At 39.7% G+C, this 11,771-nt stretch carries 8 protein-coding genes and 4 pseudogenes; 8 read left to right on the plus strand and 4 right to left on the minus strand.

The window, feature by feature from the left end; all coding sequences use genetic code 11:
- From rplQ (ADI74_RS09220) to ADI74_RS11150, 5 genes and pseudogenes are all read left to right on the plus strand, one after another.
- Positions 1-265: 50S ribosomal protein L17 (gene rplQ / locus ADI74_RS09220; RefSeq protein WP_049538478.1), on the plus strand; the 265-nt coding region annotated here is incomplete at its 5' end.
- A 496-nt stretch (positions 266-761) separates the two neighbouring features.
- Positions 762-4,577, plus strand: a complete 3,816-nt coding sequence (locus ADI74_RS09225; protein ID WP_049538479.1) for a Cna B-type domain-containing protein — start codon at positions 762-764, stop codon at positions 4,575-4,577.
- An 11-nt stretch (positions 4,578-4,588) separates the two neighbouring features.
- Positions 4,589-6,046 carry a SpaH/EbpB family LPXTG-anchored major pilin gene (locus ADI74_RS09230; RefSeq protein ID WP_049538482.1) on the plus strand — a complete coding sequence of 486 codons (1,458 nt, stop codon included), beginning with the start codon at positions 4,589-4,591 and terminating at the stop codon, positions 6,044-6,046.
- 102 nt (positions 6,047-6,148) lie between these two features.
- Complete coding sequence (locus ADI74_RS09235; RefSeq protein WP_049538484.1) at positions 6,149-7,084, plus strand: Cna B-type domain-containing protein; 936 nt, start codon at positions 6,149-6,151, stop codon at positions 7,082-7,084.
- Between the two features lie 242 nt (positions 7,085-7,326).
- Positions 7,327-7,434: pseudogene (locus ADI74_RS11150) on the plus strand (IS3 family transposase); the annotation flags it as partial.
- 35 nt (positions 7,435-7,469) lie between these two features.
- Here ADI74_RS11150 and ADI74_RS09245 read toward each other — a convergent pair.
- From ADI74_RS09245 to ADI74_RS09255, 3 genes are read right to left on the minus strand one after another with little or no spacing between them, the layout of a single operon-like run.
- On the minus strand, positions 7,470-8,315 hold the full coding sequence (locus tag ADI74_RS09245; RefSeq protein WP_049538485.1) for a class C sortase: 846 nt from the start codon (positions 8,313-8,315) through the stop codon (positions 7,470-7,472).
- Entirely contained in the window at positions 8,312-9,166 is an 855-nt protein-coding gene (locus tag ADI74_RS09250; protein ID WP_049538487.1) for a class C sortase, read from the minus strand. Before ADI74_RS09250 ends, ADI74_RS09245 begins: the two co-directional genes overlap by 4 nt.
- A gap of 11 nt (positions 9,167-9,177) precedes the next feature.
- The gene (locus ADI74_RS09255) at positions 9,178-9,996 is read right to left on the minus strand and encodes a class C sortase (RefSeq protein ID WP_049538489.1); all 819 of its coding nucleotides are present in this window, start codon (positions 9,994-9,996) and stop codon (positions 9,178-9,180) included.
- A 188-nt stretch (positions 9,997-10,184) separates the two neighbouring features.
- Between ADI74_RS09255 and ADI74_RS09260 the strand changes: the two are divergent.
- Together ADI74_RS09260 and ADI74_RS09265 are read left to right on the plus strand one after the other, a co-directional pair.
- A pseudogene (locus ADI74_RS09260) lies at positions 10,185-10,622 on the plus strand (CoA-binding protein).
- A pseudogene (locus ADI74_RS09265) lies at positions 10,622-10,798 on the plus strand (AAA family ATPase); the annotation flags it as partial. The pseudogenes ADI74_RS09260 and ADI74_RS09265, both read left to right, overlap by 1 nt.
- On the opposite strand, the gene ADI74_RS09270 reads toward ADI74_RS09265, so the two are convergent.
- Entirely contained in the window at positions 10,787-11,224 is a 438-nt protein-coding gene (locus ADI74_RS09270; protein WP_239682823.1) for a DUF975 family protein, read from the minus strand. The pseudogene ADI74_RS09265 and the gene ADI74_RS09270 sit on opposite strands and share 12 nt — an antisense overlap.
- Positions 11,225-11,332: 108 nt before the next feature.
- Here ADI74_RS09270 and rplQ (ADI74_RS09275) point away from each other — a divergent pair.
- Positions 11,333-11,596: pseudogene (gene rplQ, locus ADI74_RS09275) on the plus strand (50S ribosomal protein L17); the annotation flags it as partial.
- Positions 11,597-11,771 lie beyond the last annotated feature (175 nt).

Raw genomic sequence — 11,771 nt, forward strand, 5'->3', positions numbered from 1 at the left:
TAAAACTGTTGAAAAAATGATTACTCTAGGTAAACGTGGTGATTTGCATGCACGTCGTCAAGCAGCTGCTTTCGTACGTAATGAAATCGCATCTGAAAACTATGATGAAGCAACTGACAAGTACACTTCTACTACAGCACTTCAAAAATTGTTCTCAGAAATCGCACCTCGTTATGCTGAACGTAACGGTGGATACACTCGTATCCTTAAAACTGAACCACGTCGTGGGGATGCTGCGCCAATGGCGATCATCGAATTAGTATAAAATCATCAATTTTGTTGAGTGTTATGATGATGGAGTCTTGTGCTCTTAGTCTAGCTCTGGTCTACCGCTGGGACTTCGGTCCTAGCGGGAACACTCATCATCATTTGATAGGGTAGACGCTTGTTTACGAAATTGTTTTTTTGTTTAAGAACAACTTCGTAAGCAGGCGTTTTTTTATTATTCTTATTATATAGAAATAATTTGAAATTAAACTTTTTGACTTGTCTTAATTAAATAAATGTGCTATAATGTAATTAGGGCTGTATTTATCAAGATTTCACACTTGTATAAGTATGTAACACAACCAATGATTGAAAGTGTCCAGTGTGTAAGAAAGCGTTAGCTTGTTTCAGCTAACAAACACCATGAGGGACTCTCGTTTGTTGGAATTTTCTTTTGGACTTGGTTAAATCAAGGTTCTAGAGGGAACAGCATGACTTCCATACAGAAATAAATTTCATCCGGAATGTGAAATAAATTTAGAAAAGGAGAGGCAATGAAGAAAAAAGGCAGTATATTTTTAGTTCTAATTCTGCTTATAAACACAATTTTACAAGGAGTGAGTGGTGCTTCTCTTGCCTTCGCACAAGAACAGACCAGCCCGTCTTCTGCTCTAGTGAGTAATCCTGCTGAAACTGCCAAAAAAGAAGACTCGGGAAGTTCTAGTGATGACGATGCATTACCACCGGGACCTCCTCCTACGCCAACGGCAACAGTTCCAACTGTCACGATAAAGCCAAATGCAAAGACGGCTTATCGTACGGATGAACAGATTACCACTTATGTGGATATTGATGGAACTAGTTTAACCTCAGATTTAGAAGGACCTTATCTAGATATTGAAATGCCAACCACTCTATATCCGGGCGGTAAGGTGCTAAACACAGATGCTTATCTAGATAACTTTACGGTTCCGACCGAAGGTATCCCTCTAATCAAAAGCGCAGAAAAAATAGTGGAAAATGGGAAGACGATTTATCGTATTCGTTTCAATCCCATTACATCAACAACCAAGATTAGCATACCTTATGTTTTTAGCTTTACAAACGGGTTAGTTCCAAAAGACTATAAGCTACAACCAAAGGTTACTCTTAAGGATAAGAATGGCACAGTTTTATATACAGGCGATGATAAGGAGTATACTCCAACTTATCCAAATATGAACCTAACAAAGGTAGTTGCTACTAGTAGCGAAGATGGTCAGCTTCTCTACGGAGGGACAGCTAAGACAGGAGATCCGACTAGGATTTCTGAAACAGGCGCAGAGCCTATACCGTTCAGTTTCACATATCAAGTACAGGCAAATTCAGGTCAGCAGCGGATGATGAAAAAAGTTGTCATCAAGGACAAGCTACCGACTTATATGAATAGTCATGGTCAGTTAGTTACTGCCAAGTTTGACCAAGCTCTTAATCCTGACTGGACCTACGATAGTAGCACTGGCACAGTGACCTATACAAAGGAATTCCTAGAAAGTGAATTTGATACGGACTTCCGTCACAATATTGACGTCAGTAAGGCTATGTTGTACCTATCTTTCCCTGATGCTAAGTATAAAGACGGCAACAACAAACCTAATTTTACAAATCAGGCAGAAATCACTGCAACTCCTTTTAATCCGTCAGCAAATGAAGAATATAAAAATAGTGACGATATAACTTTTAACCTCATTGCAGATGATTTCAGCGGTACAGGGATTCTTACCAAGAGGACAGAACACCAGACGGTGCAACACGATGTAGCTGGACTTTACGCACAGCGACTAGACTATACAGTCAAGGTAGAAAACAAGCTATCAAAACCACTTAAAGAAATTGTGCTGACTGAAGATGCTAGCAAGTTTGACTCAAGACTGTATCTCACTAGTGTTAGTTCTTTCTTTGAAAGGGGTCCAACAGGGGATGTTCCTATCAATAATGACAAGATAGAAATCCGTGCCTATAAGAGCGATGGAACTTATGACACTTTTGCTCCGGGGGATCAAATTAATAAGGAAGCACAAGACGAACTAAATGCTGCCGCTGAAAAGATCCGAAACGGAGAATTAACAGAAGCGGACGCACCGGCTGTTACTCCAAAGTATACAAAAATAACTATTCACTTTATTAAGGGCTATGAATTACCAGTTGGAAAGTACATTGATGGTTATGTCTATATGGCCTTCAAAGACCCATATCATGTTCCTTATTCTGCTGCGAAGGATATAAAAAATGTGGTCGGTCTTGAAGCGAAAGTGAAAAACTCTCAAAATCAAGATGTTCCAATTAATATATCCGATGAATGGAGCAAACAGTTTGTACCATTTGTTGAAAAGATTGGTCTATCAAAGTCTACAGATGGACAAACTTCAGGCGTTGAAGGAGAATCACTTTTCTTCCTCTTAGGGTTACAACTTGGACAACTTTCCAAAGCACGCTACCTAAAGAATCCAACTCTTGTTGATCTTCTTCCTAAAGGGGTTAGTATTGCACCAGGTGTAGACAAAACAAAAGCGGAAGATATGCTCGAAGCAATTGGGCTAGCAAATCTGGACATGATTGATAAATTTTCAGTCATTGAAAACTACAATGGTAGTGGTCGGACAGCGATCAAAATCAAATTAAAATCAGGTCTGGTAAAAGACTTAAATAACGGGACAGGTTATGCTTTCAAACTAAAGGGATTAAAAATCAATAGTGACATTATCCCAAGTAAAGCAGAGACCCCAACTTTCAATAACACGAATGAACTTTATTTCTACCAAGACAATGGCCAACCGTTCCCGGATGCCATTCATTCCGATTCAAATCAGATTGTGGATGACGAAAGAGATATCAATATAAACGGCGACACTACGGACAAGGTCGTAAAGGCTACTTCAAAGGTTATAGGGAATGTAACAGAGAGTCTGCAGAGTGTCAAGACGATCCGTAGCACGGAGCCGCTGGTGGAAGGTGGACCTCAATATTATGGTCGAGACTTCAGTAAAGACGGTATTGAAACAGAGTACGGTGGGTTAACTTCCACTTCGGGACATTTCCAATATGACCTGCAAGTGCGAAATTACTACGATAGTGATCTGACAAGAGTAGAAATCTACGATGTTCTTCCTCATGTTGGAGACAGCGGTCGAACGACAGCGGGTGGTGCTGAATCTGCCTTTTCAAACACCTTGACAGGTCCAATTACTGTAAAAGTTGGTGATGAAGATAAGACGGCAGATTTTGATATTTACTATCGAACAGATAAATATCCGACTATGAATGCTGACACAGAGGTAAATAGTTCAAATTGGACAAAGAACCCAAGCGACTACAAAGATGTAACAGCGATCAAGATTGTTTCTAAACCAACAACGGTCATTCATAAATACACCATTTTGCATGCAATCATGAATATGAAAGCTCCGGCTTATGACAAGGATAATAATATTGGTGGCAAGACGGCTGTTAATACTTTCCAAGTAAAATATAATACCGATCCAAAATTCGGTGAATCTAATGTAGTTACCAATAAAGTCAACAAGCGGATTACCATTCCGGTTGAGAAGAAGTGGCGTGACTCTGAAACAACACATTCTAAAATAACGGCACAGCTCTACGCGACTTGGAAGGAAGACGGTGTTGCAAAAGAAGAGCTTAAAGAAGAAAAAGAGCTCTCTGGAAACAATAACTGGAAAGATACCTTTAGTCCGCTACCAGATGAAGAATCTGCCGCTAAATTATTACAAAAAGAAGCAGCAGAGAAGAAAATCACCGACTTTAAGTACGTGGTCAGAGAAAAGGAGATTCCACCTGAATACGATGCCGATTATAGCGGTGACGCTCAAAGTGGATTTGTCATCACCAACACGAGGTATCCGTCAATTAAGATCCAGAAACTCTGGTATGACAAGGACGGCAATCCGATTGCGAATGACCAGCTACCGAAGAAACTAGAGGTTAAGTTGTATCGGACAACGGACGGACAAACTCAAAATGGAGAGCTTGTTGAGACAATTCAGTTGGAACGAAATGCGACAGCTCCATATCTATGGGAAGCTACAAAACGCTATCCACCTAAGGATAAGACCACCGGTAAGTACTACACTTACTATATCGAAGAGGTTGTTCCAAAGTATTATTTGGAAATCAGTGATGCGTCTGAAAAGAAAGTAACCTTTACGGATGCAAATATCGGAGAAACAGCAACCTTGACGGTGAAGAACAAGGTGAACCCGACTTATCCAAACACAGGTGGCTCAGGTATCCTACCATATATTTTGATGGGAACTTTAACATTAACATTGGCAGTAATTTTACATTATATGCAAAAAAATAGAAAGGCTTTTTAGGAGGCAAAACAATGAAAAACGTAAAACGATATTTCCTCTCGTTCTTAGCAGCTCTTAGTATCGTGCTTTTAGCATTTGGAGCAGTTAAAGCTTTTGCGCAAGACAACGCACCTGGCGAAAACGATACCTACGATGTTGTTTTGACAAAGGTTAAACTGTCAGACTTGACAGGTTGGCCAAAACAAACTGGTGTAAACAATGAAGATTACACTGGTCAAAAATTGAATGTGACAGACTATTTTGGTTCTGGAGCTAAAACATTGGCAAATGTTTGGTTTGATGTCTACAAAGACACTCCAACAGGTACTCCTGTAGCTGGAGCAGCAACAGGAGCTGATGGTACTGTTACATTTACTGGTCTCAAAGCTGGTAAATACTATATCGTTGAAAACAAAGCAAAATCAACACTTACTTCAGATGAACAATTGGCTAACTCAGCTGCTGTTCCTGTGGAAATCAATCTTCCAGTCTTTAAGGCTACAGGTGGATGGTACACAACTGGTACTGACGCTGTTCATGTTTATCCCAAAAATACCGTTGACAAACCAAGTATTGACAAAGTAGTTAGCGAAGACGCTAAACACGATACTGCTCTTGTTGGTGAAACAAAGACCTTCAAGGTCACTTCTACAATGCCAGAAGGTATTAAAGACTATAAAGTTTTAAAATTCACCGATAAGTTCTCAGCAGGTCTGACTTACACAGGCAACCTTGTTGTTAAAAATGGTGGCACTGTTGTAAATCCTTCTAACTATTCAACTACTGGTACAGCTGCAGTTGGTACAAAAGGAGCAGCAATTAGCATTGCTTTCAATGAAGATTACATCAAAACATTAAATCCAAAAGATGTTATCACTATTACTTATGACGCAGTCATCAATGAAGAAGCGGTTATGGGTGCAGCCAACCCCAATGATGTTAAGTTGACTTATGGTACTAACCCAGATTCAACAAAAGAAGTTAAACCTAATGAAACTCCAGAACTCCACACTGGTGGTGCTAAGTTTGAAAAAATTGACAAAGCGACATCAGCTAAACTTGCAGGGGCTAAGTTTGTTGTTACAAATGAAGCTGGTGACAAGTATTTGAAACAAACAGCTGCATCAGGAACAACTCCTGCTAAAAATGAGTGGGTTGCTAATAAAGCAGATGCAACTGTCTTCACTTCAGCAGCTGATGGTACTTTTGAAGTTAAGGGGCTTCCTTATGGTGTAAAAGGAAATGACAACGCCACTGGTGAAACTAAGTACAAATTGGTCGAAGTTGAAGCACCAACAGGTTACGCTTTGTTGCAACAACCAGTTGAGTTCACTATCTCATCAACAACTTACACAGGTGGAATTAACCAAGTTAACAACAACAAGGTAACAATTCCACAAACGGGTGGTATCGGTTCTGCTCTCGTGATTGCAGCGGGTGTCTTGGTTGTCGGTTTAGGTTTCATTGCGAAACGTCGTTCAGCTAAGTAATAAAATGAAGAAGTAAGGACAATCCTTACCTCTTCACTAGGGTATTTAAAAGAGTTGAATATCCTAGTGAAGAGTGCAAGTGCTATGTTTTAGGAGGATACTATGACAAGAAAAAGTATATTGAGCAGTCTGCTATCCATACTTACGGCCATTGTTATTTTGGTAGCTTTGCGGCCATTTACAACCGTCTCATCTCAGGAAAATCAAGCCTCGTCAGATGCAACCTACGATATTGTGTTAACCTTGGTTAAGTTAAAAGATTTGAATGGTTGGCCCAAAGGTGGAGGAAAAGATAGTTATTCTGGACAACCATTAGACATTGAGAATTATTTTGGTAGTGAGGCCTCAACCATTGATGGCGTTGCCTTTGATATTCATAAGGATAAGGCGGATGGAGAGCTTGTTCAAACAAAGATAACTGAAAATGGTGGTCGTCTCATATTTAGCGCTTTGAAGGCAGGTAAGTACTATATTGTTGTCAATAAAGAAAAATCAAAGTTAGCAGGAAATCAGATGTTGGGTGATGCGACACCAGTTCCATTAGAAGTGGAACTGCCTGTGACAAAACCCGATGGCAGCTATTTCACGGTAGGAAATGACGCCGTTCATGTCTATCCCAAGCAAGTTTTAAAACAGAGAGAAGACAAGACCAGCTTTAAAGTTCGGAAGGAATGGAAAGGTAAAAAGTTAAACAGTATCACTGTTCATCTTAAACAAAATGGGAAAGTCATTGATGAAATTGAGTTGAATGACAGCAACAACTGGGAACATACCTTTATGAACTTGGAAAAAGCAGATGCGGCAGGGAAAGATTACACCTACACAGCTGAAGAAGATGTTCCTAACGGCTATACAGCAACTTATCAAAACATGGCAGATAAAACTGGCACTGTGATTACCAATACTCTGGTGCCGCCTACTTCGCCAAGGACACCGATTATCAAAACGGGAACCTTAGCCATTTATTGGTTTTTAGGATTTGCCGTCGTTTTAATCGGGCTAGGATATAAGCTTTATAAAAGCGAGAAAAAACACTGATGAATGAACTGCACCCCAAAAGTTAGACAGAAAAAATCTAACTTTTGGGGTGTTTTATTATGAAATTAACTTATGAGGATAAAGTTCAGATATATGAACTAAGAAAGCAAGGACAAAGCTTCAACCAGCTTTCAAAAAGATTTGGAGTGGATGTTGCTGGTCTAAGATACATGATGAGATTGATTGACCGTTATGGAATAGAAATCGTTAAAAAGGGGAAGAATAGTTACTATTCCTTTAAATTGAAACAAGCTATTGTAGACTATATTGATTACTACAACAATAAACGAATTAAGACAAAACTAAAAGGACTTAGTACCGTGCAGTACAGAACTAAATCCTTTGGATAAATTAATTGTCTAACTTTTTGGGGTGCAGTTCAGAATCAGTGTTTTTTTATGATATTCCATAGTCGCTTGGTAAAAAAGAGAAAAATAACTGTTCCAACAATCACAATCAAATAAGGGGCTAGCCTTTGTAATTTGAAACCAAGTTTAATATGTTGGTTGCTAACAAAGGGAATCAAGGGATTAGTAGATACATTTTGCTTTTTTTCACTATTTGAAACAACTCTTTTTGCATTGACAAGGAGGCGTTTGTCATAGCTTGGTTCGTTCATACAGGTCATGAGCGTAACCATGTCTTCGTTTTCGATTGGTTTAAGTTTTTCGCCTTCGTATTCATCAATGATCTCGCTATCGGTCACTTCGTATTCTAGATTTTTTCCAAGAATATCGAAATAAATTTTATCTCCTTTTTTGAGGGAGGGGAGAAAGTAGAAAGATATGTCATTATAATTAACTCTATGTCCTGCAATAATCGGTCGCTGCCCTTTTATACCCAGAGGAGCAGATGTTCCGACGAGAGTCGCTACGCCCTTTAGGAGCTTATCATAGTCAGCGTCAAGATAGAGGTCGAAATGCTGTCCTAAAGCAGGAATGGTCATGCGTCCAGCGACTTGATTGGTATCTAGCAGATCTGAGTAGGGCGTTTTTTGCTTGGCGTCGGTCTCTTTTTTTGTTAGGAAAATATCTTGGATAGCTCCGGTGACAGTGGTTTGTTCTAAGGCTGTTCGTAGTTTTTGGAATGTTTCCTCGCTGGTCTGCTGATAGGTGCGCTGAGCATTGGATTGCCAAATGTCCTCTTTAATCATAGATAAAAAAGGAAAGAGGAAGAGCGCGATTCCAATCAATAGAAGGCTCAGCCCGAGTAATTGTTTTTTCTTCTTCATGAAAGTGATGTTTCTTTTCCTTTCTTTCTTAACATTTTAAAGAGCAGATAGCCTATGAGTAGGAGGACGAGTCCGGCAGCAAGAAGGATAAACCATTTGTATTGGGCAAAAAAGTCAATCTTTGTTTTTTCCTTCTTTTCAGCTTCGTGGAAAGGTATGCGTTTGCCTTGAACGAGTAGGCGATGAGAATTAATCATATAAGGCGTGCAAGTCAAAAGAGTGGCACGATCTTCGCCTTCTTTAACCAGTATTGGTTTGAAATCGGTAGGCTCAACGGTTAAAATCTCATCTACCTGATAAGCCAAGGTTTCCTTGATATTAGTGATGTAAAAGACATCTCCGACCTTTACCTTATCCAGGTCAGTGAAAAGTCTGGCTGTGGGCAGTCCCCTGTGGGCGGTGATGACCGTATGGGTGCTAACTCCACCGACAGGGAGGCTAGTTCCTTCTAAGTGGCCTGCTCCATTTTGCAAGACATTCTCAGATGAACCTGCTCGGATGGGAATTTTTTGATTGATAGAAGGGATAGTGACATAGCCGATCTTTTCTTGCAGTTGCAACATGCGAGCATATTCGGCTACACCTTCCTCTTTTTTTTTGCTTGAGAAAGGATCTCCTATTTTTTCCGGGGACAAGGTGCTGTTATAGGCTTTAGCGAGTTCAATGCGTTTTTCAACATCTTGATCAACTAATTTACCTTTCTCGTCGTCAAATTGCTTTGTTTCCTGCATAGTCACATATTGGTAATAAATCTGACTGACAAAGGGATAACAGATTATCAAGCAACCCAGAATGGTAAGTATCTTATGGCTTAGTTGTAACCATTTTTTGTTTTTCTTTTTTCTTGACATGATAGCTCTTTCTATGCTTTTTTCGATTTCCACTTATTCCAAGCCAAAATAATGAAAATGAGAAATAGAATTGCGAAAACGACTAGATAAAGCGGTGGAATAGAGATATGACTAATCGGACTTTTCACTTTTTCTTCACTTGGTTTGTAAGGGATACGGTGGCCTCGCACAAGTAAACGGTGTGAATTGATCATATAAGGAGTACAAGTCAGCAAAGTCACATAATCTTTGTCAGGTACGATATTTAAGGAATCAAATTGAGTCGGTTCAATCACCGTTATGGAATCAACCTCGTAGGCAAGTGTTTCAGCGATATTTTGAATGAAAAATTTATCGCCTACCTTCATTTTATCCAAGTCGGTAAAAAGGCGATTATTGGGCAAGCCCGTGTGGGCAGTTAGAACAGTGTGGGTGTTCTGACCACCAATCGGCAAACTGGTTCCTTCAAGGTGCCCCACCCCTTTTTGTAAGACTTCTTCACTTGAACCGGCATAAATAGGCAGGTCAACATCAATTTTAGGAATGGAGATTCTACCTATTTTTTCATGAACAGTCAGCATTCGAGCATATTCTGCTTGCCCTTTAGCGTTTTCTTCTTTGGTATAGGGATCTGTTATTGTCAAATTTTGTAAAGAGCGGTTGTAAGCAGTAGCTAGTTTTATCCGTTCCGTCACGTCTTCAGAAGTTAATTTTTGTGCAGACGAATCAAAGTCCTTAACCTCTTGTTTGGTCTGGTAATTGTAATAAATTTGGCTAACAACAGGGTAACTGATGATGAGGATACCGGCTATAATCGTTAAGTTTGTCAATAAATTAAAAAATTTTTTCATTATATTCCTTTGATGTTGGCAGTTATTTTTGTCGATGGTAAGATTATTATATTTTTATCTACTTAACCATTATATCATAAATAGCGGTTCTATTTGCTGATTTGTTACTAAAAAAATCCCAGCTCCAATCTTTACCTCCTTTTTCAAAAAATGCTATACTGGTCATAAGGAAATAAGTGAGGCGTTTTATGTACGAATTTCAAAATCCTAGTGATTACATGATTCAGACCTATTTGGAGACGAGTAAAGTGATTGCAGTAGTTGGACTTTCTGACCGCGAAGAAACGGCTAGCAATCGTATTTCAAGGGTCATGCAGGAGCTGGGTTATTAGATCATTCCGGTCAATCCCAAGTTAGTGGGTCAAAAGATTTTAGGCGAGACGGCTTATGCGCGTTTACAGGATATTCCTGTTTCCGTGGATATTGTCAATGTCTTTCGGCTGAGCGAATTTTTACCGGGTGTGGCGCGTGATTTTATTGAGACAGATGCTAAGATTTTTTGGGCGCAGTTGGGACTTCAAAGTCAAGAGGCGGAAGAGCTTTTGAGGGCGACAGGTCGCAATCATATCGTCATGAACCGTTGTATCAAGCGCGAGTACAATCGTTTGGTGAAGGAGATTGACTAATGGCGCAACTAGTCATCATTCGGGGTAATTCCGGTTTTGGGGAAACCAGCCTAGCTAAAAAATTACAAAATCATTTTGGTCGTAGGACGCTTGTGATTTCGCAGGATCTTGTCCGGCGTGAGATGCTAAAGGAAAAGGTGGAACCAGATAACTTATCTATTTTTCTAACAGAAACGTTTCCACTTGTAGCCTTTCATCAATGATTTACTCTCGCGAATAACTCCAAGCGGCCCTGCATAACGTCTCTCAGTAATCTGATCGTAAAGAACCCACTCTGTTTGAGAATATGCATAATATTTAGGCAGGTAGATAGATAGTCCAATGATACCGAGGGGAATACTAACAATGATTGCAATGATTGCTACGGCGATCAACCCGTTGTTTAGCAGGTACTCATTATTAAATGCATTAGGGAGCTGCTCAAAAGATTCACTAACTATTCTACCCAAGTGTTCAATTCCTCCATTAGCTATTACGATGTACCACATCAGTACATAGATTAATACCCCGAAGGTGAAAGTCATGGACAGCGCCCATATTAGACCCCATAGAAAAAGTAATAATGATTTAACAAGAACTGTTACAAAGATCTTTCCGATCAAATCACTTTAAAAGCCACGAAGAGAATCTTTAAAGCTGACAATTTCTGTTTGCTTGCGGATAAGTTCAATCGTTCGGAAAATAATAGATGCTAGCGCAATAGCAAGAATAAAACTGTTGAAAAAATGATTACTCTAGGTAAACGTGGTGATTTGCATGCACGTCGTCAAGCAGCTGCTTTCGTACGTAATGAAATCGCATCTGAAAACTATGATGAAGCAACTGACAAGTACACTTCTACTACAGCACTTCAAAAATTGTTCTCAGAAATCGCACCTCGTTATGCTGAACGTAACGGTGGATACACTCGTATCCTTAAAACTGAACCACGTCGTGGGGATGCTGCGCCAATGGCGATCATCGAATTAGTATAAAATCATCAATTTTGTTGAGTGTTATGATGATGGAGTCTTGTGCTCTTAGTCTAGCTCTGGTCTACCGCTGGGACTTCGGTCCTAGCGGGAACACTCATCATCATTTGATAGGGTAGACGCTTGTTTACGAAATTGTTTTTTTGTTTAAGAACAACTTCGTAAGCAGGCGTTTTTT

Source organism: Streptococcus pseudopneumoniae, from assembly GCF_001074565.1.
GTDB classification, from domain to species: Bacteria; Bacillota; Bacilli; order Lactobacillales; family Streptococcaceae; genus Streptococcus; species Streptococcus pseudopneumoniae_J.

Bases quoted from the DNA above. Each gene is read 5' to 3' on its own strand.
- ADI74_RS09225 (WP_049538479.1), top strand. From the start codon at position 762: ATGAAGAAAAAAGGCAGTATATTTTTAGTTCTAATTCTGCTTATAAAC.
- ADI74_RS09230 (WP_049538482.1), top strand. From the start codon at position 4,589: ATGAAAAACGTAAAACGATATTTCCTCTCGTTCTTAGCAGCTCTTAGT.
- ADI74_RS09235 (WP_049538484.1), top strand. From the start codon at position 6,149: ATGACAAGAAAAAGTATATTGAGCAGTCTGCTATCCATACTTACGGCC.
- ADI74_RS09245 (WP_049538485.1), bottom strand. From the start codon at position 8,315: ATGAAGAAGAAAAAACAATTACTCGGGCTGAGCCTTCTATTGATTGGA.
- ADI74_RS09250 (WP_049538487.1), bottom strand. From the start codon at position 9,166: ATGTCAAGAAAAAAGAAAAACAAAAAATGGTTACAACTAAGCCATAAG.
- ADI74_RS09255 (WP_049538489.1), bottom strand. From the start codon at position 9,996: ATGAAAAAATTTTTTAATTTATTGACAAACTTAACGATTATAGCCGGT.